Genomic DNA, 26,668 nt, shown 5'->3' with positions numbered 1-26,668 from the left:
TCCCGCTTTCCCTGTCGTTCCAATTGATTCATGAAAAATCGCGGCGACGATAGCGAGCGAAACTGGGACGATGCTGAGTCGGACAGTGGCGTGGTCGATGGGGATTCGGATTTTGCGAACGGTTTAGGCTCGAATGCGAAACGGTCCGACGGCTCGCCACCTCGTAAGGCAGCGATCGCCTTTATTCTCTTTACGTTATTCATTGACGTACTTGGCATTGGGATCGTCATTCCCGTTCTTCCCGAATTGGTGAAGGAGTTGATCGGCGGCGAGATTTCCGAGGCGGGCGTCTACTTTAGCGTGATCATGGCCTCTTACGCATTGATGCAGTTCTTCTTTGCACCGTTGATCGGGGCTTGTTCGGACCGGTTTGGTCGACGCCCCGTTTTGCTTGCTTCGATGTTTGGGTTCAGCGTTAATTTCTTGATTCAGGCATTGGCGCCAACGGTGTGGTGGCTCTTGCTTGGGCGGGTGGTCGCAGGGATTAGCGGTGCAAGTTTTACAACGGCAAACGCGTACATCGCCGACATTTCAACTTCGGAAACGCGAGCGCGGAATTTTGGTTTCGCTGGGATGATGTTCGGGCTTGGGTTCATTATCGGCCCCGCCTTAGGCGGTCTGCTGGGGGGAATATCCATTCGACTGCCATTTTACGTTTCCGCTGGGCTGGCCATTATTAACTGGTTGTACGGCTACTTTGTTTTGCCGGAATCCTTGCCTCCGGAAGATCGCAGCGATTTGCAACTATCAAAAGCAAATCCACTTGGGACGATGGTTCACCTGCGCAACTTTCCGCTTGTGGCTGCCTTGGTTGCTCCGTTTGTGTTGATTTCACTTGGGCAACGCGGTTTAGAGAACGTGTGGGTTTTGAATACCGGATATCGTTATGGCTGGGATGAAGTGACCAACGGCTTAACGCTGGGATTGGTCGGTTTGACCGCGGCCATCGTTCAGGGGGGAATGGTCCGCCCGATCATCGCCCGCTATGGAGAACGCCGGACAGCCGTCTTTGCGACTTTGGTCTCGGGGACGGCCTTCATGGGTTACGCCTTTGCGACGCAGGGGTGGATGGTCTGGCCGATCATTATCTTTGGATCGCTGGGAGGCCTGGGCGGCCCTGCGATTCAGAGCCTGGTCGCGGGTGCGGTCCCATCGCATGAACAGGGGAAGGTGCAGGGGGCCCTCACATCGTTGGTCAGTTTAACCAACGTCGTTGCTCCCTTGATCTTCACCGGTGGGCTGTTCAGCTATTTCACTTCTTCGGCGGCTCCGTTCGAGTTTGCCGGAGCCCCATTTGTGCTGGGAAGTGTGCTGGTGTTTATCGCCAGCATCGTTTTGTCGAAAGTCTTTAAGCGATTCCCCGCCGAGCATTCCGAGCACATGGTTCCGACCGCTACTTCTGATAGATCGGCAGGAAATGATACTTCACCGAAAGACTAAGGATCGCTAGCGAGGTTGTGTAGACGGCTCCGTGATCGCGCTCGGATCCGTTTTCTGCGATCCATGAACCATCCGCTTCCTGATGTTTTAGCATCATTTCTTGGACAAGCTGACGCGCTGAATCGGCGTGGTCACCGCCGCGTTGGTACATCCCTTGAGCGTAATAGTAGGTGCCGTAGGAACAGAAACGTTCTTTCCATTCGGGTGGGTGTTCAAGAAGCCAATCCGCTGCCCCATGGACCAACGGCGATTCGTACTCCCCACAAACTTGCATCGCTAACAACCCTGCAGCGGTCATCGTAAACGTCGGGTTGTTTTGGTTTGTTTCGTAGGTAAAACCGCTCGCCTTTTTATCGGGAAAGCCATTGCGATCAAGCGGAGACGCATAGGATCGTTTGAGGTAGTCGACGGCGTCGTGGATTGCGTTTGCAGGAACCTGCAACCCGTCGTTCTTTGCCGAGCGGAGCGCCATCAACTGCCAGACGGTGACCGAAAGGTCGGAATCTTTTGCATTGGGATAGTATCGCCAGCCACCGCGATGGTGGATCGGTTTCGATTCCTTTTGCGAACTAAGGATCACATCGATCGCTTTCTGGCAACGGTCATGAATCAGTCGATCCTGTTCCGCGGAACTGCCCATTCCCAGCATCTCCGTCAGCATCAACGTGATGATGCCGTGACCGTACATGCGTGAACGGTCTTTCGATCCGAAGTACCCTTGGTCATCGATTCGGTCTTCCTGCAGGACAAATGCCAAGGCACGTTGCATCGCAAGGCCCTCAGGCGTCGGATCGGTTGGTTGGATTCCAACGCTGGCAAGTGCCATGATTCCTAGCGCCGTCATCGTCGTATCGTATCCCTTGTCGATGATCGCTCCATCATCACGCTGTTTGCTAATTAAATAAGCGACGCCACGATCGATCGCGACATCCACCTGATCTTTCTGAAAGGCCGATTCTGGTTCGGGAACCGTTGCACGAGGCGATTGAGCCTGAACGTTCTGTTTGCCGCCAAATACCGACAGTAGAAAAAATACGGCCCCCATGATCAGGCACGGGACCGTTCTCTGATTCGATTGTGATGAGGGCATGGGGGACAGCCTTTCGACTGGATCAAATGAGGTAAGTCGTGCCAAAGATCGGCGAAACAATGAACGGCCCGACTCTCGTAGGAGTAATGTGTGGGCAGGTATGACTACTTCTGTCGCCCTCGCTCGGCAAGGACCTTGAAATAGGTGTCGACGCTTTTGCGGTACTCTTCGGAAACCTCGGTCGTCTCCCCTTTCGCCAGATCCTTTGCGGATTGGTCTCGAAGTTTCCCCCAAGCTTTATCGTCCGATCGATCGAGTGCAAGAACCTTAAACTCGCTAGTGGTCCCGGTTGCACCGGGCGTCTGAGAGGATTCGGTCCCCATTGCCTCAGCGACCTGTTGTTGGATCTGTTGCCTCGCTTGGACTTGTTCTGATCGCTGGGAATTGGCGATGGCGGTCAGCGAGTCAAGCTGCCCCACGGTTTGCGCCGCCAGTTCCGCGGAAGTGGCGTTGGCCGATTGTTGGTCTAGGTCATCAAGAGTTCTTGCCAAGCGTTCGGCGCGGGCCATTTCTTCTGGAGAAAATGCAGCAGGCCCCCCTTCCCCATTCTGTTTATTCGCCGAAGCTTCAGACGGTTGTGCAGCCGATCCTTCGGCCGGTTGCGCTGCGGATCCTTCAGCGGATTGTGCTGCGGTCGCCTGAGCTGCTTCGGCGGCCGCGGCCAGTGGTTCCAGAACATCGTTCAGTCCGTTCGCCTGATTCGCCAAAGCCGACTCGGCTGCTTTCAAAGCATCCTGAGCTTTCCGCGAACGCGTGCTGTCGGCGGCCTGCGACTCCCCTGCTTCGCTCGCCCCAGCTGCTTCGGCGGCTTCGTTTAGTCGATCGCTAGCGGTGTTCGTTTCTTCTTTTGCGACTTTTGAAATTCCTTCGGCAACCGCCTGTAGCGCTTTTGAAACCGTTCCTTTTTCAAGCCGGCGCTCATGTCTAGCCACTCGCTGAACGTTCTCGGCGGCTTGCTGGACATCGGTGGTGATGCTTTCTTGCTGACGCTCTGCATTCACTAACTGGTCTTTTGTGGGCGTCAATTGATCTTCAATGCCGATCGCCTTTTCGATTTCATCAGCCGAACGATTCAGATCCGCAGCAACTTTGAGGGCATCTTCTAGGTAATTGTCGGCCAGTTGTGTTGCCGGATTTTTCGCATCCAGTTTCGGTTTGGATTTGCGGTTTATCTGATCGAGGTTGTCTTTGGCTTCAGCAACATCCTCTGCCGCAAGCTTGTCTGCCTTTGTTGCGATCTCGACTTTTAGTTGTTCCGTTTCGGCTCGTGATTTCTGTCGATCTAGGTTGCTTTGGCGGCTGGAATCTTTCGGTTTCTTGGCAAGGTCTGCCTGAGCCTTTTCGACGCTTTGCTGGGTCTTTTTGAAGCTTGAGGTTGCGTTCTTAAGGTTCTGTGTGGTGACCCGTTTCTGTTGTTCAGCTCGTTTGACCAAATCGTTCGCGATTCTTTTCTGTTGTTGGCGAAACCGATCGTCTCTTTGCTCAGAATCCTTCTGTTGTTTAGCACGCTCTTCTTCCGTTTCGTGCACCTCTTCATTCTTCGCTTGATTCGTTTCCTTTTTCGCGCGGCCAAGCATCTCATTGGCTTGACGAAGAGATGCTTGAGTTTCGTTAGCGGTTTGCGCCATGTCTTCCAACAACATCTGGTCGGACGCCTTGGCCGCTTTTTCAGCGAGATCGGCGAGTGTTGCCCTAGCCTGTTCGATACTCTCGGAGGCGGTTTCTGATTTGCCGATCGAAGCGGACTGTTCTGCCTGAGCAACCAAAGATTCCGACAGTGTGGAAGCCGACTTAGCAAGTTTCTGTATTTCCTGAGCGATCGCCTTTTTCTGTGCGTTGAAAGCCAAATCCGATCGTTCGTTTTCTAATTGCAGGCGATGTTCGTCCTCGGTTGCCAATTCAAGTGCGTTCTTGGATTCCTCCAGGGTCTTTTGCGACAGTTCCGAAAGCGCCTGTTGCATCGCAGGGTTTGTAGCGAGTTCTTGTTCCAGGTCTGCAAGTAACTGCGCGGCGGACTTACTGGTTAGGCGATCGATCTGTTCCGCTTTGTTGTATTGTTGTTCGATGTTACTAGCCAACTGCATTTCACGTTCACTTTCGCGTAGGGCAGCACGCGATTCTGCAATGTCGTCACCAGTTTCCAAACGTTCGAAATGGTTTGCGACTTGTTCCAACGCTTGAGCTGTTTTCTCTTGGTCCTCAGCCGCCTCGGACAACTCCTTCGCAAGCGTTTCGGGGGGAGCGTTTGCCACCGCCTCTTCGAGAGACCGATTCATTTGCACCGCCGGCTCTTTGATCATAGCAATACTGTCATCCGCATCGCGAGCTCGCTCTCGTTGATCCGCGTCAAGCAGGTCTTGGGAATTGGCCTCTTCTATAAGAGCTTCAAACAGATCCGCGATCTGTTGATTGATCTGGCTTTGTTGTTCCTTGATCTGTTCCAGCGGTTGATCGGTTTCGGTCGGGTCAGGAGCCTCGACGGCGTCAGCGAGTTCCGTGGACTTTTCTTCCAGAAGACGCAGTTGGTCGGCAGCCTGCTGGGCCATTTGCGAAATGGTGGGAGAGAACTTCGCGATGATTGCCCGAGCTTCCGCCATCTGCGGTTGCAGTTCCTCTAAGACCGTTTTCACGGTGTCACGGACAACGACCAATTCATGTGCAGCGCTTACCATGGCGTCGCGTTCATGATTTCGGTCCATGATTTTTCGCGTGGTGTTTCGCACCGATTCGGACCACCGCAGCTGATCGATGGTGCGGCTTCGTTCACTGTCAATTTGGGCTTCACGCATTCGACGGCTGGTCAGTTCCAGCCCTTGGAGGATGACACCCCATTGCCGGGGATGATCAAAAGCTGCCTTCAGGTTTTGCGATCCCCATCGTTCTTGATTAAGGAGCGTTTCTAAGGCGTCTTTGACCGCTACCAATTGGTGGCCCGCTTCGAGAATCCGGTATGCCGGCGCGACCTCTAGCAAGTTGGCGGGAATGGTCGATTCGGTTTGTGACGCTTGTTGATGCAGACCGAGAAGCGAATCGACCGCTCGCTGGGTCAGTCCTGCATCGGCTGCATACTGAAGATCCGCATCGCTGCGAGCTTGCGTTAATTCCCGGCGGGATGTCAATTGATCGATACTAAAGGCATGCTTCAGTTCCGTCGCCGCCGAATAGCGTTCCGCCTCCGAAATCAGACTCGCACTCTCTTGGGAATCAGGGGATTGTGATGCTTTGAAAACCAATCGATTCTCTTGTTCCGTCGAACGAGCTAATTCATAGATCGGCGAATACAAACTACCCGCGCGATTCGATAGATCCCGGCGAGCCGTTGTGAGCAAAGACGTGAGCCGTTGATCATTCATCCTTTGCGTGTCGGTTAGTTGCCCAAGGAGGTACTTCGACGCCTCTTGCAGCTGAGGCAGTTGGTCTTCGGATTCCGAAACCAGTTGAATCCGATCGCGTTGAGTCTCCGACCAGCGGATTAGATTATTCAACGTCGAGGATAGATAATCGGGGACATTCGTTCGGTGGTCACGCACCAATGTTTCCAGGGCCTGCAGTTGGTTCACCACAATCGTTTCTTGCCGGAGCAGTCGCTCCCAGGTTTGAGTCGGGCTGTCGACGATTAGTTTTTGTTGCAGCAGCAACGCATCCAAATCGGAGGCAATCGCGATCATGACGTTGTGGGCAGCGAGCGCCCGGTAGTGTTTCGCAGTGTTCTCTGCATCGCTTGCGGTTTTTTCAAACGCTTTTTGCAGCTCCGTTACGTCCTTGCGGAATTGCTCCACATCCTCGCCGGTTTCCATCGCTTGGATAAGGTAGGCGGGCGTGCTGGAATGTTCCTGTTGGATCCTTGCGATAACTCGTCCTGTTAAGTCCAAGTCATAAGCGTCAGCTCCGGCGGGCATCTGCTTTTCGATCGCCTTTGTTTCCGCAAACAAAAGACGAGCTTGCTCTTTTTGCTTTGCCGCTAAATCAATCAAGATCTCCCGGTCCTGCAAACTCAAATCCGAAACGTTCTCGGATTCGGAAAGCCCCTCGAGGATTTCCTTGGCGGTGACAAATTGTTCTGCAAGCAGCTGAGCGAAACGATCAAGCGAAGGTAATAGGCTTGTTTTCGTCTTCATTACCGAGTGTCGTTCAGGATCGAAATCAGGAGCCGCGACCAAAATTCTAAGAGGAACCGACTTCCCTTGATTTCCTTTGCGGTCGGTGGCCACCAGTTGAGTCATAACCTGATCCCCCGTTTTCAGGTTGTGACGCACAAGATCCCACTTCCACTGGGCGTTGATCTGTTGGCCTTTGGTCCCATCGACGGCGGTTGCCTTTAGTGGAACGGACAGCCACTCTTCACCATTGACCGAGATCTGTTGTTGAAGGTCGTTTAGCGGAAGGTCGTCCTCGGCAATCCCTTCCAACGCGAGAATGTCATTGGGAGGAAGCAGCAGAGTCCCCTCGTTTTGATCAATAAACCCAACACGCGGGATCGTGTCCGGTTGAGGCTGGATCTCGTAGCGCGGACTGAAGCGGTTTTCCAACTGCGAATGTTCGGAGAACAGATGGACTCGATAGATCCCTGCGGTTTCCACAGCCAAATCGGTTTCCCAGCGGCGTCCTTGCTCCGTGTTCGAATCGACCAATTTAAGCGGGATCACTTTGGTTTCCTCTTCATCCGCCAAATCCAGTCGCAGTTCCGCTTGGGTGACCGTCTGATCAACGTCGATCGTCAGATGTGCTTTCGTGCCTTGCAGGGCGATCAGATCTCCATTTGCCTCCTTAACCACCTTGTTGGGCAACTGACTGTATTCAGGATACGCATACTCTTTTTCAAACGATTCGACGCGAGGTCTGGGGATCGATTCGATTCGATAACGTTCTGTCACCGCATCTCCCGCGAGGATCCGATATTCGATTGCTCCTTCAACAACATGAAGGTTTGCAACAAATTGCGACTCATCCCGCATGGCCATCGGTTGCTGGGTGGTTCCCTCGCTATCCGAAAACGTTTCGAGGAGGACTTCGCGAACCTTTCCGCCGGAAATGCGGACCGCGATCGCAACGGTTTCGTCCTCAGCAACGACCAGCGAGGGTGGATTCGGTTCCAGGATTTCGACATGGATTCGGGAAACCCTGGCGATGTTAGCGCCCGGCAGGATGGCTCTTGTCGCTAATTGCCTGAATCGGCCTCCGCCGCCGATAAGCAGTAATAGCAGGATCCCGATCATGGCGGCTGTGGCGGCAATCCATTTCGCGACAAGTTTGTACGGCAGCAAAGCCGTCATTTCGACGTTTTGAATTTGCTGGGCGACTTTACCCTGCAGTAGCTGGCGAAAAAGGGGGGAATCATGAATCGCGTCGGGATCGTCGTTGGCAAGTTCGACTGCGGATAGCAGGTTTTCTCGAAGAACAGGTTCCGCGCTTTCGATTTGGGTCGCGACGTCTTCGATTGCAGGTGCGGTGATCACCTTTCTTAAAGAAACAATCCAGAACGTCATCAATGCGATCGAATAAGCGGCACCGCTTAGCCCCCAACGCAGACGGTCGTCAAGCAACCAGTACCAATCGAGAAGTGCCACGACGAACATGCAGGCCAGCAACGCGGCAATTCCGGCACAGATTCCGCGAGCCAGAATCAGGCGCTGACGGCGACGTTTGAACTGTGCCAATTTATCGGCGATCGTGGGATCCAGACGCGTACTCATAGTAGCCCTACCCTTTTTCTCAAGATCCATTCGATGGTTATCATGGAAAGGATTGCAAAAAACCACCAGTAACTTTGCCAGATCAGATGATCCGATTCAATAACGCGTCCTTGGCTGAACGGCAGCAAGCGATCAGGAAGTTGTCCGATTTCTTCTTCCCGCAAAAAGAGACCACCTGATTCCGTTGCCAGTTGTTGAAGCAGCCGTTCATTTGCGGAAGTCGTGTTTTGTTCTGCGGAGATCTGGTCCATCACGACAAATTCACTTCTTGCCTGAAGCGCCGACTGACTGAAACCGGAAGCCTGCACGGAAACTTCGTACGCACCGGGAGAAAGTGCGTGCGAAATCGCTCGATAAACTCCCGGTACATCGGGATCTGGTTTGAGGTTCACCGTGGTTGTTAGCTGATTGTCCTTCCAGATCAATGCATCCACATTTGCGTTTGTCATCGGAGCTCCGTCCAAGCCATTCAGACGGACTCGCAGGGGGACCGAATCGTTCGATTCGTAGCGGACCTTTCCCGAATCGATGGATACGTATTCATCACTAGCTGCATAGGGTGGCGGCATGACCAGTTCGGCGAACTGGTTCCACAATCGTTGATGCCACAGGTCGGCGGTCCGGTACCGCCATCGCCATGATTCATCGAACGCCATGAATAAGACCTGCCCGGCCCCGTAAGGTTGGCGGATGATGACCGGATATAGCTTGTCTGCAACATCCAGGTTAACCAAGACCTGAGCACTGGGGACCGATTCGACAGGCATAAAGGAATGCGGGGGGGGAAGTTCCGACCAGAGGCGACGGTTTTCAACCGAATCGTCCGACAACCGCAGCGCTGGTGCGGCTTCGCCTGAATCGGTCAATTCAAAGCGTTTTGGTTTTTGCCGCGCACTGTCCGGAAGCCAGCGAACCGGTAGGAGTCCCGCCAATGGCGTCGCGGCCAATTGTTTTAGCAGCCCCCGTTGTCCATCGATAAAAATCATTCCGCCGCCACGTGCATCGACGAATTCCTGAAGCCAAATCAGTTCATGTTGCTCAAATAGTTCGGGCCCGATTTCGCCAAAAATCACAAGATCGTATTCAAACAGATCGGATCGTGTTGCGGGAAACTGGTTTGGCGCTTCCCCGCGAGGCAACGTTCCGTTCTCCGTAGCGGCACCCGCGATCACGGTGTTGACCGACCACTGCTCATCCCTTTCAAAGGCGTTCCGTAAGTAGCGAGTTTCCCATCGAGAGCGACCATCTAAGATTAGAACTTTTTGGCTGTCGGCGATCGCGGCTAGATGAAACCGGCGATGATTGTTGTCGACCTGCAGTTCGTCAGCCAAAGGGACGAGTGAGGCTCGCAGCGCAAGTGGTACCACGTGCTGCTGCACGTCCGTCGGAGAGCCTTCCGACGCATTTTTGACGATCGGGTCGACCGAAAATTCAAAGTCGATTCGCCGTTCACCGGAATTTTCTGTCCGCAATTGTTTTCGCCACAGGACGGTGTCACCGCTAAAAATTTGCGCCAATACGGGATGCCCTGCGGGATATTGATCGCGAATGGTGACGGTGCCTCGAACCAAATCGGTACGAAACACGCGTTCAGGATGAGCCACTTTGACCACCGACAGATCGTATGCAGGATGGGCTGCCCCCATCGACACACAGAAGAAAGGGATTCCTTGAGCCCCCAAAATCCGGGCGGCTTGGATTGGCGAAGGACCTGAATTGTGTTGTCCATCGGAAACCAACACGATCGATGTTTTGGCCTGTGATGCTTCCGACGGATCCGAGGACGCGACGGAGTCTTCTTGATTAGTGGAAATCCCCGTCGCCAAATCGGTGGCGGAAGCAAAAAGCTGGACGGGGGCTTCCTCCTCCGTATCGGTGTCACTGCCCTGCAAAGACTCTTCGCGAATCGCGTCTTGACCGAGCAACCTGTGGATGTTGACCTCGTGATTCTTTCGCAGTTCCGTCAGCACCTTCGTTGGCGATTGCAAGAATCCCGCTTGTGCTCTCTGCCAACGCGGGGTTTCATCAAACTGTGTCAAAGCGGCTCGCACCGAATCATTCTGCTGAATCAGACGTTCAAGAGCAGCTTGTTCGGCCGCACTTTCAAGGTCCCGAGAAACCGCAAACAGCGTGCGGTACTGAGTAACGGATTCCTCCACCGATTCAATCGATCCCAAACGGGCAAGTGGTTGGGTAAGCGAGCTTTCAAAGGTGGCCACGAATTTCGGTGGGATCATTGGCCCCAAATCCGCCAATCCCTTACCGAACGACTGGATCTGTTCACGGACCTTTGCTAAGTCGGTCTGTTCGATGCCTAGAAGTTGCTGTTCGTGCTTTGTTCGGATGTTTTGAAGCGCGTCGGAAAACTGGAATGTCGATTGGTCGAGGTCGACATTGGGAAGCCAGCCTGTTGCGATGACGATCTCTAATTTTCGGCGCAGCGACATATGGGGATCAAGCATCTGCATGCTTTCCGATCCATCAAAATAGATTTGCACCTTGCCCAGGTCACCAATCGTTTGCCGGTGATGCAGCACGGGGCCGGTCAGGATCAGGATTCCCAGCACAAATGCGACCGTTCGCAGTGTGGGAAGCAACCAGCGAAGCCGTCCCGATAGTTCAAGACTCTCTCGTCGGTAGTAACGCCAGGACATCGCGGCCACGGCAATGGAAAGAATGACCCCCAGCCACAGCGGGACGTCACCAACAAATTTCAGGGTGGTCATGTGCTTACCCTGGAAAAACGTTGTTGCAGGACTAGTTCCAAAAACATGAAAGCGAGCACGGCGGCGAGCAGATATTTCCAGATCTCTCGCCCATGACGTCGCAGTCGGTCTTGCGAAAGGTATTGGTCCGCCGATTCAATTAATCCCGCGTCCAGTTCATCAGACAATTCCACTAACTGCTCGTGATCAAGCACCGCCAGTTCGGACTCCTTACGGTCGGTTTTCGCAACGAAATGAATGGTTTCTGCTGACGGCAAAGAGATCGAATAGATCCCCGGTCGTTCGGTCGATGCGAAGCGGGCGACAGTGCGATCCGCTTCCTGAATGGGGACAACCAGGTGCTGAACGCCATCGGGCGATGTCACCGAAATCGAGGAATCCGAAGCGGTATCTGACAACCACATTACGGCCGGTTCGCCGGTGATCAGGTTTCGAGGGGGCGTGATGCTGGAAGCCATGGTCGTAATAAGTTGTTGCATCAATGGGACGTAGATAGGCTGCAAAGGCAAATCCGACCAATCCGCATCACAGGCGGTCGCCAGTTGCAGAACTACGCCTTTTCCAAAACGTCGCTCTAAAAGAAAGGGATCGCCAGAATCTAATCGAGCAAGCGTGGTCACATCTCGTTGCGAGGGATCGCTGTCGTTCGGCAGTGAGGAAACCGCCAGTTCATGCCAGCGACGAATGACCGCCCGCGACAAATCTCCGTTGGCAGGGTTGTTGAAAAATTCTAACGCTGCATGGTCGAAATGCTGGTTTATCAGATGGGTTTGGCCTTGCGGTTCGGTGGTTTTTGCAGTCCCCCTCTCGATTCCTTTGGCAAGTCCGAAGGGAGCTGGCAAAATCCCGTTTCCCGAATCGTAGCCCCGTTCCTCATACCAATTCAAATCGATGCGGTCGCCTCCGCAGACCAACAACGCACCACCACTGCTGACATGGTTCTGCACCGCCTGTAAAGCGGCGTCTGTCAATTTGGCGACATTTGCCAACACCAAAACATGAGTATCGGCAAGCAGTTCGGCATTGATCTTGTTCGCCTGCACGGTGGTGGTTTGAACGAGGTCGGCCAATCGGACTCGTCCAAAGGTGTAAGGGGAAAGTGCAACGGCAAGAAAATCGGTTTCGCTCTTCAGCGGCTCGGAACGTGGATCGCCATCGACCAATAGAACACGAATGGTATCCCACACGGTGACCGCCGCGGCCGCAGAGTTGTCGACTTGCAGGGGATCCTCAGCGATCAGGCGAACCTGAATCACATGGGAGCCAGGCGTGTCGAAAACACATGGAAAGAGCGTTTGGATCGTTCCATTCGGCGGAAGCGATACCTTTGAAACGCTCTTTTCTTGGCCGTCAATTGAAAGGCTGACGCGAAGATCGTCAACTTTGAGGGGACCGTGATTACGAAGGTTCGCGCGGATCAACAGTTGCTGTTCGATTCCGATCGCTCGTTGAGGGATTTCAAGCGAATCGACCGACAGGTTCCCACTTTCGGTTTCCCCAACCGCTATCAACGACAGTTCGGGGGCAAAGGAAGCGGCTTCGATTTGCGACCGAATCGACTGAGCCACCGAGCCTTCCACCGGTTGCCAATCAGCCGGCTGGAAGTCACTGATCACAATCATTTCTCTGCGAGCATGTTTCATTTCCGCCAGTGTCGCCAGACCCTCTGCCAGCGCGGCCGGCATGTCGCAGGCACCAAAACCGGATCGCATTTGATCGGTTTTTCGAACAACGATCGATGAATCAAACACAGGCTGAGGAAAAAGAGGCGTCGCTTTGCCTCCTGTTTGGATCACTGAAATTTCCGATCCCCGGGGCGTCGCGGCGATGATTTTTTTGGCGGCATCCACGGCCGCATTAAATCGGGTCCCCTCACTCGACTCCGTTTCCATCGAATAGCTGGAATCGAGCAGCACGACCATCGAAACCGGCGATTCCCCAGCCAAAATTTTCATCCCGGTCAGGACTGGTCGAGCAAGACAGAATGCGAGAAGGATGGGAATCGCACAGCGCAGTGCCAACAAGATCCACTGATCAAAACGAAATCGCTTGTGATTGACTTTGATCACCGATTCCAACAGGTGCATCGCACCCCAATCGACCGTTTTGAAACGGCTGCGATTGAGGATGTGGATCGCCAACGGGATCAGGAATGCGGCCGCCCCAAAAGCGAGCGCCGCGTTGAGGAATGTCACTTGGACTTTTTCCTCCAGGCAAAGTAGGCGGCCAACGAGTCGGCGTACGGTTGGTCCGTTACCAACGGCACCAACCGGATTCTCTGGCGGTTACAGCCGTTGGAAAGTTGTTCGCGGAACTGTGCAAGTTTTTCTAAGTACGCTTTGCGAAGCTGTGCTGGGTCGACCAGATGCCGGTTTTCAGACGCCTCTAACGAAGTGAACTGAGTCCATTGCCGGAACGGGAAATCTAGTTCGTCGGGATCCCAGATTTGAAACAGCAGGACCTCATGACGGGCGTGCCGGAAGTGTGCCAGAGACTTCATCAGGCTATCAACGTCTCCGAATAAATCGGAAACGACGATAACCATTCCCCGGCGTTGGATTTTGGAAACCATTTGGTGGAAAACACTACCAAGATCGGTTTCATGTTTCGGTTTTTGATTCTGTAGTTCGGCGACGATCGCTTTCAAATGTTTGGGGCGGCCGCGGGGAGGGATGTACTTGCGGACCTTCTTGTCAAACGTGACCAATCCAACACTATCCTGTTGGTGAAGCATTAGATACGCCAGCGATGCGGCGGTGCGGACGGCGTACTCATGTTTACTGACGCCGTTGCTACGCCCGCCGGTGTACCCCATCGACCCACTTGAATCCAACAGGATCGTACAACGCAGGTTGGTTTCTTCTTCGTATTCGCGGATGTACAGACGGTCCGTTTTACCGAACAGCTTCCAGTCGATGGTCCGGATGTCATCCCCGGTTACATAGGAGCGATGTTCCTTGAATTCGACACTGAAACCCTTGTGAGGCGAACGGTGCAGCCCCGAACAGAAGCCTTCGACAACCTGTTTTGCGAGGACTTGCAGGTTCCCGAATTTACCGATGTCCTGAGCCGACAAGACGTCAAAAACGTTTGCCATGGAGGTGCCTTACAGTAATTGTTTGGAACGAACTGGGATTTCTTTGATCAATCGCTGAATCAGTTCGTCGACACTGACGCCTTCGGCCTCCGCATTAAAGGTCGGAACAATTCGATGACGCAGGACAGGAAAGGCAAGCGTTTGCACGTCATCAAGTGTGACGTGGTGCCGCCCTTTCAGGAGGGCGCGTGCTTTCGCTGCGAGGACCAACTGTTGACAGGCGCGAGGACCTGGGCCCCAGTCGATCATGTCGCGAACCCACGACGCGGTTGCGGGGTCTTTGGGGCGCGCCGACCGCACCAAATCGAGCACGAAATCTTTGACATGGCTCGGCAACGGTACAAGCCGAACCGTTTGTTGGCAAGCAACGATTTCTTCGCCGCTAACGACCGATTCGATCTTCGCGGATGCCGTCGACGTGGTCCGGTCGATGATCTCCCCCTCTTGATCTCGGTTTGGATAGTCAACGATCACGTTGAAAAGAAAACGGTCGCGTTGGGCTTCGGGAAGCGGGTAAGTACCCTCCTGCTCAATCGGGTTCTGCGTGGCAAGCACGAAGAACGGTTCCTGCAACCGATAGGTTGTTCCCCCCACGGTCACCTCATGCTCTTGCATCGCTTCTAGCAGAGCGGCTTGAGTCTTCGGAGGCGTTCGGTTGATTTCGTCGGCCAACAGCATCTGAGTGAAGATCGGGCCTTTTTCGAACACAAGGTCACGGTGCCCGGTATCGCGATTCTCTTGGATGATGTCGGTCCCGGTGATGTCGGCGGGCATCAGGTCAGGCGTAAATTGAATGCGATGAAAAGAGAGGTTCATCGATTCCGCCAAGGATCGGACCATCAACGTTTTGGCCAGTCCCGGGACACCTTCCAGCAAACAATGCCCTCTCGCCAGAATCGCGATGACAAGTTGCTCAACCACTTCCTCTTGGCCGACCACGATCTGGCTAACCTGATGGCGAATGTTATCGCAAACTTGAACGAGGCGAGCTGCACGTTCGCGATCGTCCAAAGGCAATGAATCCGGCGTTTCTGGCATTAGGAAGTCCAAACAGAACGTGCAAGAGAGGATGGCAAACAAGAATCATCGGTGCGATAAAGCGTGTGAGCGATAGCGATGTCCGATAATCGTAACAATGGAGAAGAACGCGGATGGGCGAGGACCCGTCTAAGTCTCTAAGATAGTGTTATATTCGTAAAACGCAATTTTCTGATCGGCGAGGCACGCTTCCAGTCCACAGAAGATTACCGTCACTTCAACGGGGAATAGCAGGCACAAGTACTCATAAATCAGCTGCGAAGTCTAAGATTGTATCGTTCGATTTCCACGTTCTTTAGTTCGAGGCTTTGAATCCATGTTGTTCTCAAAATGGGTAGTGGTCGCTTGTTCGCTGGCTTTGGCGAATCCGCTGTGGGGCTTGGAACCGATTGGCGTCAGTCCCGATGGAAAGCAGTTTATCCGAAAAGAATCAGGGGATCCGTTTGTTGTTTGGGGAGTGAACTATGATCACGACCGAAGTGGACGCCTATTGGATGAGTACTGGATCGACGAATGGGATACGGTGGTCGAGGATTTTGCTGAAATCAAATCACTCGGTGCCAATTGTGTTCGTGTGCACCTGCAAGTTGGTAAGTTTCTAGATGCCGCCGATCGGCCAAACCAAGCAGCCCTAGATCAATTAAAAAAGTTGCTTCAGTTGGCCGAAGAGAACGAGTTGTACTTGGATATCACCGGGTTGGCCTGTTATCACAAAAAGAACATCCCCCCTTGGTTCGACGCACTCTCCGAGGAAGGTCGCTGGAAATCCCAAGCGGTCTTTTGGAAGGCGATCGCGAAGACTTGCAAGGATAGCCCCGCCGTCTTTTGTTATGACCTAATGAACGAACCTATCCTGCCTGGAAAAGATCCGGCGACCGAGTGGCTGGGGGGCGAACTGGCAGGCAAGTTCTTCGTGCAACGCATTGCACTTGAGACAAAGGGTCGGACTCGCCAACAAGTTGCGGAGGCTTGGGTTGGTCAGATGGTCGATGCCATTCGTAGCGAGGACCCGGATCACATGGTCACGATTGGTGTCATCCCGTGGGTGTTCGTATTCGGCGGTGGCAAGCCGCTATTCCACGCACCTCCGATTTCGGACCGTCTTGATTTTGCTGCGGTACACTTCTATCCCAAAAAGGGAAAAGTCGACGAAGCGATCAAAGCCCTCAAGGCTTACGACGTCGGAAAACCACTGGTTGTCGAAGAGATGTTTCCGCTTGGATGTGGCCAGGAAGAGCTAACACAGTTTGTCAACGAATCGCGTCCGTTCTGCGATGGTTGGATCAGTTTTTACTGGGGAGCCAGCAGCGAAGAATTGAAAGCATCGGAAAAGCCGACGATGGCAGAAGCATTAACGGCGTCGTGGTTGGACGAATTCAAACGTCTGGGAAAAGAAGTGCTGGAAACGCCTTAGGGAAAGTCCTATGAAGCGTGATGAAATGTTATGGCATTTCTCAAAGCCGAATGCCCAACGTTGCCGAGTCGCGTGGGTATCGCCAGACGTTTGCCGGCCGATATCCACTCCCTGTATTCGCAGTGACGCAGACTCCATGGAGGGCAAGGCAGCAAAAAGACGTTTGCGCCGCCCCCATCAAAAAACACTCGGCTTGCAGGCCGAGTGCATCTGACGAATCTGTGCACCGATGTACGCCTACTGAATTCCGGCGACTAAATTTCAGCGATCACTTCACTACCGCACACCAATTCCCTTTTCCGGGGGCTTTAAGACTTACCTCCGCCCGGCCTTTGGTGTTTTGCTTGTCCGTTGGTCCCCATTCACCCGTGTCGATGTTGATCCATTTGATGGTCCAGGTTCGGTCAGGATTCGCTACGGCTAGGTCGACGGATCCGCCTTGCGGGAAGTAGACGACGAAGACCTTGTCGCCTTGTGCAGCCAAATAGGCTTCGTCTTCGCCGCGATTGCTCAGTTTCTGGTTCCCCGGGGTCAGATCCCACAGCGCGACCAACGTTTCCAGTTTGCGACAAGCCTTGATCGCCCCCTTCGCTGGATCACTTAATCCCAGCCCCGAATCGGGGCGGTGAAATCTTGCGGATGCGGCGCCCCCTACGATGTGTCTCCATAATCGACTGACACCGTCTTGGCTTGTGTGCCCGAATTTGTTGTTGTCAGCCCCGTACGTCTTTACCGTGTTGATTGGGCGAGGCTGTTTGAGGAGCGTGCTCCGTAACGATTGGAAATTGTCCCAGTGCTTTTGCCCTTTCTGATGATTGTTCTGAGAGACATCGATGAAGTCATATCGTTCGGGATGAGCGATGGTTCGCTGATGGTGGGGCCCAGACAAATTCCAGTCGTCCCACATTTCGGTGATACAGACCGAGCGATCTGCCTGTGCGGCTGCGGCGCGGATGTATTCGGCCCAGTACGTTGACCAGGCTTCCTCACCATTTGTTTCGTTGTCAATGCAGTACAACACGTGTCCGTATTTCAGCGTGTGGCTAAGGATCTTATCCACAAACTTCCTCTGGTATTTTAAAACGACATTGTTGTCCCGTTGTTTGGGCGTCGTGAAAAAGAAGGGCTGTTCGTTGGTCCCTGGGTGACGCGGATAAACCTTTGCCAAACCTGATTCAGCTTCGTTGTAGTTCACATTGTTGACGGGATTGTACGGGTTTGGCGGCCAGTATTTAGTGGAGTAATCGAACCGATCCCAAAGCTCGATTTGCACGATGATGTCCCGCTCGGCCGTCCACTTCAGCATGTTTTCGAAGCGTGTCCAATACTCTTCGTTCCAGCTTTCAAGATCGTACTTCCCATTCTTCCCTTGTGCGTAAGGATAGACCTCGTATCCCTCGTCATGTCGGTCACTCATGGTGTTGCGAATATAGTTCGCTCCGACCGATTTTATCTCGTCTAGATGTGATTGGAGATCGGGGATCTGAAACAAATTATCTTCGACCGATCCGCCGACTAGAAGAACGTTCTCCCCTTTGTATTCCCAGTAGAAGGGGTTGCGACTGCTTGGGTGAATGCGATCCTCCCCATGGACGACGGACGCAGGGACCAAGAGGGCCAAATACGAAAAGCACAAAAGAATATTGAGGCTTCTGAACATCGGGAAGAATCCTGATAAAATGGACGTAGGCTGCTTTGCTACAGAAGAAAATCCGCGGCAGTCGTTGCATCTAAACCAATCAAACTATATCGCACGTCGTTCCTCTCAAGGTTTATTATGGCTCTTCAACGTCGAAAATTCCTGACCGCATCGGCTATGGCCGCTGGGTTAGCTTACGGTTTACCCCTGCGAAATCATGCACTCTCCGCTGAAGACGCTTCCAAGTCGACGAAGATGAAATTGGGGCTGGTCACCTATAACTGGGGGAAGGACTGGGATCTGCCAGCGGTCATTAAAAACTGCGAACAGACCAAGTTCGGCGGAGTCGAACTTCGCAGTACCCATAAGCATGGCGTTGAAATTTCGCTATCGCCTCAGGAACGAAAAGAGGTTGCCCAAAGGTTTGCGGATTCGAGCGTTGAATTGGTTGGGCTGGGGAGCGCGTGTGAGTATCATTCGCCGGATCCTGCCACCGTTCGCAAGAACATTGAAGAAACCAAAGCCTTCATCAAACTTTGTCATGACGTCGGCGGCGAGGGAGTCAAGGTCCGCCCCAATGGATTGCCGAAACAGGTTCCCGTTGAAAAGACGTTAACCCAGATCGGAGAATCGCTACGCGAGGTGGCTGAATTTGGTGCCGAACACGGCGTGGTGATTCGCGTCGAAGTTCATGGGCGTGATGGATCGGCTGAGTTGCCGATGATTCACAAAATGATGGAAATCGCCGACCATCCCAATGCGGTTGTCTGTTGGAATTGCAATGCTTCCGATATGAACGGGAAGGGCCTGCAGTCCAACTTTGAACTGGTGCAAGACAAAATCGGAATCTTGCATATCCATGACCTGCGAACCACCACCTACCCCTGGAAGGAACTCTTCGCGCTGTTGAAGAAATCGGATTTCTCAGGATGGACCCTGATCGAAGAAGGTAGCGTTCCCAAAGACATTATTGCTTCGATGCACGAGAACAAAGTCCTGTGGGACCAGTTGTCTTAGACGCTTGGGTGCTGAAGGTCGTGTTCGACCATGATCCTGGCAAGCTGCTGTAGCGACGTCTGGCTCTTCCAGCCAAGGGTCGCTTCAGCTTTGCTGGAATCGCCGACCAAACGATGGACCTCGGCCGGACGCACGAACCGCGGGTCGGTTTTGATGTACGGTTCGTACGGACGATCAATCACTTCAAACGCTGCCTTGAGGAAGTCTTTTAACGAACAAGACTGTCCGGTGGCCAGAACATAGTCGTCCGGTCGATCATGTTGCAGCATTTGCCACATCCCCTGGACGTATTCCGGGGCGTAGCCCCAATCGCGGTAGATGTCCAGGTTTCCCAAAGTCAAATGCGTTTGTTCGCCGCGAGCGATCGCGGCGACTCCGCGTGATATTTTTCGGGTCACAAAACTCTCCCCACGGCGTGGGGATTCGTGGTTGTAGCAGATCGCGTTGCAGGCGAAAAAATCGAACGATTCTCGATAGACTCGCACCATATTGGTCGCAAACGTTTTCGCCACACCGTAGGGAGTCACGGGCCGCTGCGTCGTTTGTTCATTTTGCGGGAAGGCTGTGGGCGAACCAAAAATCTCGCTGCTGCTTGCCTGCACGATACGCGGACGCTGTGGGAGGTCCCGAATCATCTCTAGCAGCCGCAAGGTCCCCATCGCGGTCGTTTGGCACGTTGATTCGGGAATTTCGAAACTCGCCCCAACATGGCTTTGACCGGCCAGGTGATACAGTTCATCGGGCTGAACCGCCGTCAGCACGCGGCGCATCGTTGTCGGATCATTCAGGTCCGCGTAGTGGAGAAACAGCTGTTGTTCGTAGATGTCGTGGTTGACATACAGATGATCCAGACGCAGCCGTTTGGTGCTGCTTTGACGGCGGACAAGCCCGTGGACTTGATAACCTTTTTCAAGCAACAGTTCTGTCAGATAGCTTCCATCCTGTCCGGTGATCCCAGTAATTAAAGCGGTTGGCATCCGTTCACTCTCCACAGGCATTCGGCAGAACCAATCTCAAGGATCCCGGTGATTCCTGGGGCTCCGTAGTGAGCGCCCCCGGTGACGACCGTTAGATTATCCGCCATCGAAGCCGTACCAGGATGATGGGTGTGACCACAGAAGACCACGATTCGGCGGGCGGGGTGTTCCAATGCCATCTCAGTCAATAAATTTCCCATTTGGCCGCAGACGAAAAATGGTGCCCAGTTGTCATCCGTCGTGTGCCCCTCGTACCAACAGGCTTCGCGATAAGGAGGAACGTGAGTCGCCACCACGACGGTCGCAAATCGTTCCAATGCCTTCTGCAATTTGGGACGCAAACGGTCTTCTGATTCAGCCCCTAAAGCCCGGAGGTGGTTTTTCCACTGTTCCGGATTTTGTTCTGCAAAGTCTTCGATCAAAGCAAAATCGGACAGACGTACCGATGAATTTTCATAATCACCTTCGGTTCCGTCCCCCCAGCCATCTTCGCCAACCAATCCGACGTTCTCGGAAAGGGCGGTGCTGAACTGGTCGGTCAGATAATGGAGGTTTGTTTGGATTCCGCAAAGGTCGGAAACTTCGCGTCGGATTCGATCGATGCGACTGTTGTAGAAGTCGTGGTTGCCCAGCACAAAGTAGAGCGGGCGGTCGCAGACATCACCTAATTCACGCAAGCAATCGCAAACGAGTGGGCCGGTCGCGATATCGCCGGTAATCAGGAAACCATCGGCGGTGGATGCTTGGCATTCCGCGTAGAGGGCGTCTCGCTGAGAATCGGTGGCGTGGTCTAGATGCAGATCCGTCAGCCAGGCAACACGCATTCCTGTACTCTCCGCGAACGGGCTATAAAAAAAGCTCGCCGCCCTCCAAGCGGTTGGCGGCGAGCCCGATCGATCGTTTACTTAAACCGACTGAGCCGCGAGGTCTGCGGCCTTTGCGAGCGTTTCCGCTTTGTCGGTTTTTTCCCAAGTGAATTCAGGTTCGGATCGTCCAAAATGCCCACCCGAAGTGGTCGCTTTGAAGATCGGACGGCGCAGTTCCAGATGGTCGATAATGCCAGCGGGAGTCAACGGGAAGTGCTCTCGTACCAGAGCACATAGTTTGCTGTCCGCAATGTTGCCGGTTCCCAAAGTATCGACATGCACGCTGACAGGTTCTGAAACGCCGATTGCGTAAGCCAACTGGACTTCGCAGCGTTCGGCAAGCCCACCAGCGACGATGTTCTTGGCGATATATCGAGCCATGTAGGCGGCACTTCGGTCGACCTTGGTAGCGTCTTTTCCGCTGAATGCTCCGCCACCGTGCCGGCCCCAACCGCCGTAGGTGTCGACGATGATTTTTCGTCCCGTCAGTCCACAGTCGCCGTGAGGGCCACCGATGACAAATTTGCCGGTCGGATTGATGTGGTATTTAATATCATCCTTGACCAGTTGCTTAGGCAGCGAAGGCAGGATCACGTTTTCGATGACGAATTTACGGATCGTGTCATTGTCGACGTCGGGAGCGTGCTGAGTGCTAACGACCACGGTATCGATTCGGACCGGTTCGTTGCCCTGGTATTCGACCGTTACCTGAGCCTTACTGTCGGGGCGCAGCCAAGAGACTTCGTTGTTCTTTCGCGCTTCGGTGATCCGGTTGATGATCCGATGGGAAAGCGCGATCGGCAGTGGCATCAGTTCCGGAGTGTCTTTGCAAGCAAAACCGAACATCAGCCCTTGGTCACCAGCGCCAACATCCTTGTTATCCGAGGCGTCAACGCCTTGCGCGATATCGGGGCTTTGGGCGTCTAGGCTGACCATAACGGCACAGGTGTCGCCACAGATTCCCATTTGGTCGTCGGTGTAGCCAACGTCATTGATCACGTCGCGAACAATCTGTGAGTAATTGACGTTCGCCTTGGTGCTGATTTCACCGGCGATAATCGCGATCCCGGTCGTGACCATGGTTTCGCAGGCGACGCGGCTATAGGGATCTTGTTCTAGCAGTGCATCCAGAACCCCATCGCTGATCCTGTCGGCCAACTTGTCAGGGTGGCCCATGCTGACCGATTCACTAGTAAAAAGATAATTGTGCTGTTCGGACATCGCTATAAATTCCCGCCGTAAACTGGTTTTTAGATATTTACAATTGGAGGATGGAACCACTATCGAACGAAGAAACGACAAACCTTTCCCGTACCGATTGGGTTTTCTAGAGAGAAACACTAACGTTATGGAGCAGAAAACGCTATAGTGGCGCAATCGGATTTGGCTTGGAACTCGCCGATTTTCATTCCGGTCGCGTTGCTTGCCTGATTCGATCCCTCGGCAGCAGAAAATTCACCATCCGTATCGAGCTCAAATCGTATCGAACTTTTCCGTGGCAACTACCGATCCTTCCCTGCAATCTGATTCTCCTTCCGGTTCGGCTAACGATCCGTCGGGTGTTACTCGCGATCAAATTGTTGATACGTCAGCGGTCGGAAACGCGGGGACCGGTGATGAACACCTCGAGAAAATGGCGATCTGCGAAGAGCGAATCGGCTACAAATTCGAGAACCGCCAATTGTTGCTTGAGGCGTTAACGCACGCCTCTGGAGCGATGACCCGGCTGGCGAGCAACGAACGCCTGGAGTTTCTAGGCGACGCGATTTTAGGGGTGGTCGTCTGCCAGTGGTTATTTGAAGAGTTCCCCGAAGCGAGTGAGGGAGAACTTACCAAGATCAAATCGGCGGTCGTCAGTCGACAATCCTGCGGGCAGGCGGCTCGCCAAATCGGCTTGGACGAATGTTTGATCGTCGGCAAAGGTGTGGTTCGCAACCGCAGTTTCCCACGGTCACTAAGCAGCGATGTTTTCGAATCGATTGTCGCGGCGGTCTACCTTGATAGCGACCTGCACACCGCCCGGGATTTGATCCGTGAATGGATGGCCGATCTGCTTCAGGAAGCCATCTCGGGCCAGGGAAGCAATTTCAAATCGACGCTGCAACAATTCGCTCAGAAAGAACTTGCCAGTACCCCCTGCTATCGGCTGGTTACCGAAGCGGGCCCAGACCATAGTAAAACCTTTCGTGTCTCCGCTGCGATCGGAGAACGAGAATTTGTTCCGGCGTGGGGACGAAATAAGAAAGAAGCGGAACAGCGTGCAGCGGCCAATGCATTGGCCGAACTGAACGATCAAGACATTCCCTACGGCGAATAGCCAACATGGCATCGTCTTGAGGGGAAACCTTTGCCCCTGGCAGAAAACGACTGCCCGGATAGGTTCACGCATCGGCCTTTCAAATCGAATCCGGCTGATAGCGGAAGCGATCTTGCATCCCAATTCACCTGCCGATCGATGCGTGTTTACTGCGATCCATGCCATCCGCTACATCGAACGGCGGCGACCGATGGCATCTTGGTAAAGCGATTTCGCTAAGAACCAAATATTGGAAGCATAGCGAGGGACCAAACGTTTGGGGTCGTGTCCCATCCGATACGCCCATTCAAGTCCACACTTCTGCCAGATTTCCGGAGCTCGTTTCGCATTTCCTGCGACAAAGTCAAAGGAAGCGCCTAATTGAATACTGACCGGGACGTTTAACTTGTGCAGTCGCTCATGGATCCACAGCTCTCCCTTGGGTTGCCCGAACGCGACCAAAAGAATGTCAGGTTTGGCCGCTTTGATCCGTTCGATTTGGGCCGATTCTTCCGCAGCGGTCGCTTCGCGAAACGGTGGCGATTCGACGCCGACAATTTTGCAGCCAGGGTACAGTTCAGCGAGACCGTTGGCGCAGGCCTGAGCGACTCCAGGGGCGGCGCCAAGCAGGTAGATTCCCCAGCCTTTCTCCGCCGAACGTTCGCCCAGTCGATAGATCAGTTCGCTGCCGGCGACTCGTTCAGGAAGCGCATTCATTTCAATTCGAGAGCGCCAAACGATGGGCTGGCCATCCGCCAGGATCATCGCAGCGTCACGATTGATTCGCCACAAGTCCGACTGTTGATCCGCCAACATGGCATAGTTCAAGTTGGCCGTGATGATGTACCGCGGTTCTCGATCGGTGATCATCTGATCGATTTTTTCAAGCGTTTGATCGAGCGTTACCTGTGCAAAAGGAAGCCCCCAAACATCGACCGTCGGGGGGGCGACATACGCACCCGTTTTCGGCTTTTCAAGCTTGAGACCGACCGCCGTGCGGGTTTCTGCCGATTCATTGCTCTCCTGATCGTCGGACGCCGGCGGGACATAGACATATCCAGAAGGCGACAGGCTTTCGCCCGCCAGTGGCAATGAGTGGGACGATGTTTCAGGCACGGGCGACATGAATAGGGGACTCCAAGAAATACGGATTGCTCTTCTGAAACCTATCTCTCGGCTACACTGGTCCTGGCGTTTCGCCAGCAGTTCCGCTGGTAAAGCCGCTTGCCGCGATTCGACATTTAGGAATGTAGGGATTAAATGGATAACTGTACGCTCGTCCTCTCTTTGCAAGGCTTGGCCAATGCCTCCCTCGGGCCCTATGGCTGCTCCTGGAATCAGACTCCACAGCTGGACGAAATGGCGGCAGCGGGCACTTTGTTTGACCGCTGCGTCGTCCAGTCCGATGATTCGATCAAGGTTTTGCAATCCCTTTGGCAAAGCCTTCCCAAAGAGATCCGCCTGAGCGTTGTGAGTGATCACGACCCGACGATTCAATTGGCGGGAAAGCATGACTGCCAGCAGGTCTTTCGGATTCCTGCTGAAGAAACCGATCAGCCTTCCGAAGAAGTCGAAACGACAGGCTTGGCCAACCTGTTAGCAGCCGGGTTGGAGGTCCTCTTGGAACCTCCAGCGGACGAAAATGCGGCTCGCTGCGTCTGGCTTCACAGTGACTTTCTTGTCAGACACTGGGACGCGCCCCGGAAACTGTTGCCTCTAGAGGAATGGGCAGACGATGGGAGCGGTCGGCAAGATACGACCGAGGGGGAAGTGGAAACGGAAGAAGATATGCTTGTCTATTCCGATTTGGATAATCCTCTGCCTGTTGCCCCCGGCTTCTATTACGAAACGGTAAAACCGCCACAGTTAGAGTGGACCATCGAACAAGATCCTGACGAATTGCTCGCTTGGCTACACACCTATGCCGCTCAGATCCAGTTGGTCGATGTCCTAATGACCGCTTTGCTTGAGGCGATTGAAGACCTGCCGATCCGCGTCGTTTTGCTGGGAACCAGCGGCTTTAATCTTGGCGAAAACAGGCGATTTGGTGAATCCAACGGACCGCTGCATAGTCCCCGGTTGCAGGTTCCGTTCATCGCGGTCGGGGACGGCATCCCGCACACCCGGTGCCGCGTGCCATGTACTCCCCAAGCCGCGATGAACGCCCTCTTTGAGGCCGAAGCCGAGAATGAATCGGGGTTATTGTCCCCCGAACAATGGGCCGCGGAACTCGATCCGTTTGCTCCGGCAATCCAATCACGTAGCAAGTCGGGTGCGGTCGCGATCACCACTCCCGACTGGTTCTATTGCCAAACCGGAGAAGAGGAAACTCTTTATGTCAAACCGGATGATCGCGGCGACGTCAACAATATCGCTAGTCGCGTACCCGACGTTGTCGAAAAACTTCAATCGTTCATTAAACCTCCGGAGACACCCTCGACATGATCGAGACTTTTTTCACAGCTCGGCCCAATCAAATCGGTTCGATCGCGGTCACCATTCTTTGCACACTTTTCGTCCTCGCGGCGTTATCCGGTTCCTATGCGGCTTCACCGGAGGAAACTTCGGATTCGACCGTGGCGGAAAAGACCCCCTATCCGCCGGGAGAGCTTGGCCGCGTGGTTCGGCTGGGAGAATCGCTGGTGATGGAAACGCATTCACACCCGCTGACACGCCCCTATGTCGGCAATCATTTGAATTGCACCTCGTGCCATTTGGAGGGTGGCAAACATCCTGAAGCCGGCTCCTTTATCGGAGTCGCAGCGGCTTATCCAGCGTGGTCCGGTCGTGAATCAAAAGTGATCACCCTGGAAGACCGAATCCTGAATTGTTTTATCCGAAGCCAAAATGGGACGCGTCCCGAAAACGGCAGTGAAGTTCCCGTCGCGATCGCAACCTACATCACATGGCTGTCGCAAGGCTGGAAGCTGCAAATGAATCCCAAGGCTCCACTCGGTCCAAACCACGTGGAACCTTTGGACGCAAGCCAGTTCACTGCTGATCCCAAACGGGGCGAGACGTTGTATGAAGACCGCTGTGCATTTTGTCATGCAGACGATGGAGCGGGAACGGACGATGGACCCGCCGTCTGGGGAGACTTCTCCTACAACGATGGCGCGGGACTTTCCAAAGTTCCGAAGTTGGCTTCATGGTTGAAAGTCGCGATGCCACTGGATGACACGGACTTAACCGCACAGGAAGCGTTTGATATCGCAGCTTACGTCAACGGGCACGCGCGTCCCAAATTCAGTCCCTCCGAGAAACGCGGCAAAACCGATTCGGCGGGGAAGTGAACCGGCGATATCTCCGCCATAAATAATCAGGCGTCCGCTTTTCGGCTGTGAGTGTCAGAGCCAAGCGGGCTGACGTTTAGCG

The 26,668-nt window shown here is 53.8% G+C and carries 17 protein-coding genes; 6 read left to right on the top strand and 11 right to left on the bottom strand.

The window, feature by feature from the left end; all coding sequences use genetic code 11:
* Nucleotides 1–30: 30 nt before the first annotated feature.
* Complete coding sequence (locus tag FF011L_RS13495) at nt 31–1,440, top strand: TCR/Tet family MFS transporter (RefSeq protein WP_145352151.1); 1,410 nt, start codon at nt 31–33, stop codon at nt 1,438–1,440.
* On the opposite strand, the gene FF011L_RS13490 is transcribed toward FF011L_RS13495, so the two are convergent.
* From FF011L_RS13490 to FF011L_RS13465, 6 genes are all read right to left on the bottom strand, one after another.
* Nucleotides 1,394–2,530: a prenyltransferase/squalene oxidase repeat-containing protein gene (locus tag FF011L_RS13490; RefSeq protein WP_246109398.1), complete on the bottom strand. Its 1,137-nt coding sequence runs from the start codon at nt 2,528–2,530 to the stop codon at nt 1,394–1,396. The genes FF011L_RS13495 and FF011L_RS13490 overlap by 47 nt on opposite strands.
* A 104-nt stretch (nt 2,531–2,634) precedes the next feature.
* Nucleotides 2,635–8,223: a hypothetical protein gene (locus tag FF011L_RS13485; RefSeq protein WP_145352150.1), complete on the bottom strand. Its 5,589-nt coding sequence runs from the start codon at nt 8,221–8,223 to the stop codon at nt 2,635–2,637.
* Nucleotides 8,220–10,949 carry a VWA domain-containing protein gene (locus tag FF011L_RS13480; protein WP_145352149.1) on the bottom strand — a complete coding sequence of 910 codons (2,730 nt, stop codon included), beginning with the start codon at nt 10,947–10,949 and terminating at the stop codon, nt 8,220–8,222. Before FF011L_RS13480 ends, FF011L_RS13485 begins: the two co-directional genes overlap by 4 nt.
* On the bottom strand, nt 10,946–13,144 hold the full coding sequence (locus FF011L_RS13475; RefSeq protein ID WP_145352148.1) for a BatA domain-containing protein: 2,199 nt from the start codon (nt 13,142–13,144) through the stop codon (nt 10,946–10,948). The genes FF011L_RS13480 and FF011L_RS13475 overlap by 4 nt, the downstream gene beginning before the upstream one ends.
* Nucleotides 13,141–14,046 (bottom strand): DUF58 domain-containing protein, encoded by a 906-nt coding sequence (locus tag FF011L_RS13470; RefSeq protein WP_145352147.1) that lies wholly within the window; start codon nt 14,044–14,046, stop codon nt 13,141–13,143. Before FF011L_RS13470 ends, FF011L_RS13475 begins: the two co-directional genes overlap by 4 nt.
* A gap of 9 nt (nt 14,047–14,055) precedes the next feature.
* Nucleotides 14,056–15,084, bottom strand: a complete 1,029-nt coding sequence (locus tag FF011L_RS13465) for an AAA family ATPase (protein WP_145352146.1) — start codon at nt 15,082–15,084, stop codon at nt 14,056–14,058.
* Nucleotides 15,085–15,400: 316 nt separating this feature from the next.
* On the opposite strand from FF011L_RS13465, the gene FF011L_RS13460 reads away from it, so the two are divergent.
* Complete coding sequence (locus FF011L_RS13460; RefSeq protein ID WP_145352145.1) at nt 15,401–16,498, top strand: cellulase family glycosylhydrolase; 1,098 nt, start codon at nt 15,401–15,403, stop codon at nt 16,496–16,498.
* 268 nt (nt 16,499–16,766) lie between these two features.
* On the opposite strand, the gene FF011L_RS13455 is transcribed toward FF011L_RS13460, so the two are convergent.
* A complete protein-coding gene (locus FF011L_RS13455; RefSeq protein ID WP_145352144.1) occupies nt 16,767–18,158 on the bottom strand; it encodes a hypothetical protein in 1,392 nt (463 codons plus the stop codon).
* A gap of 117 nt (nt 18,159–18,275) precedes the next feature.
* On the opposite strand from FF011L_RS13455, the gene FF011L_RS13450 reads away from it, so the two are divergent.
* Nucleotides 18,276–19,154 carry a sugar phosphate isomerase/epimerase family protein gene (locus tag FF011L_RS13450; RefSeq protein WP_145352143.1) on the top strand — a complete coding sequence of 293 codons (879 nt, stop codon included), beginning with the start codon at nt 18,276–18,278 and terminating at the stop codon, nt 19,152–19,154.
* On the opposite strand, the gene FF011L_RS13445 is transcribed toward FF011L_RS13450, so the two are convergent.
* The 3 genes from FF011L_RS13445 to metK form a co-directional block, all read right to left on the bottom strand.
* A complete protein-coding gene (locus FF011L_RS13445) occupies nt 19,151–20,131 on the bottom strand; it encodes a GDP-mannose 4,6-dehydratase (protein ID WP_145352142.1) in 981 nt (326 codons plus the stop codon). The genes FF011L_RS13450 and FF011L_RS13445 overlap by 4 nt on opposite strands.
* Nucleotides 20,116–20,955 (bottom strand): metallophosphoesterase family protein, encoded by an 840-nt coding sequence (locus FF011L_RS13440; RefSeq protein ID WP_145352141.1) that lies wholly within the window; start codon nt 20,953–20,955, stop codon nt 20,116–20,118. Before FF011L_RS13440 ends, FF011L_RS13445 begins: the two co-directional genes overlap by 16 nt.
* 81 nt (nt 20,956–21,036) lie before the next feature.
* Nucleotides 21,037–22,218 (bottom strand): methionine adenosyltransferase, encoded by a 1,182-nt coding sequence (gene metK / locus FF011L_RS13435; RefSeq protein WP_145352140.1) that lies wholly within the window; start codon nt 22,216–22,218, stop codon nt 21,037–21,039.
* A 202-nt stretch (nt 22,219–22,420) separates the two neighbouring features.
* On the opposite strand from metK, the gene rnc reads away from it, so the two are divergent.
* On the top strand, nt 22,421–23,314 hold the full coding sequence (gene rnc, locus FF011L_RS13430; protein WP_246109397.1) for a ribonuclease III: 894 nt from the start codon (nt 22,421–22,423) through the stop codon (nt 23,312–23,314).
* A gap of 168 nt (nt 23,315–23,482) precedes the next feature.
* Here the strand turns inward: rnc and FF011L_RS13425 are convergent, their stop codons facing one another.
* Nucleotides 23,483–24,418 carry a WecB/TagA/CpsF family glycosyltransferase gene (locus FF011L_RS13425; protein WP_246109396.1) on the bottom strand — a complete coding sequence of 312 codons (936 nt, stop codon included), beginning with the start codon at nt 24,416–24,418 and terminating at the stop codon, nt 23,483–23,485.
* 135 nt (nt 24,419–24,553) lie between these two features.
* On the opposite strand from FF011L_RS13425, the gene FF011L_RS13420 reads away from it, so the two are divergent.
* Both FF011L_RS13420 and FF011L_RS13415 read left to right on the top strand, forming a co-directional pair.
* On the top strand, nt 24,554–25,738 hold the full coding sequence (locus FF011L_RS13420; RefSeq protein WP_145352139.1) for a hypothetical protein: 1,185 nt from the start codon (nt 24,554–24,556) through the stop codon (nt 25,736–25,738).
* Complete coding sequence (locus tag FF011L_RS13415; protein ID WP_145352138.1) at nt 25,735–26,586, top strand: c-type cytochrome; 852 nt, start codon at nt 25,735–25,737, stop codon at nt 26,584–26,586. The genes FF011L_RS13420 and FF011L_RS13415 overlap by 4 nt, the downstream gene beginning before the upstream one ends.
* Nucleotides 26,587–26,668: the final 82 nt, after the last annotated feature.

The sequence above is a fragment of the Roseimaritima multifibrata genome (assembly GCF_007741495.1).
Classification (GTDB): domain Bacteria; phylum Planctomycetota; class Planctomycetia; order Pirellulales; family Pirellulaceae; genus Roseimaritima; species Roseimaritima multifibrata.
The sequence above is the reverse complement of the archived record's forward strand: the minus strand, read 5'-3'. Positions and strand labels throughout refer to the sequence as shown.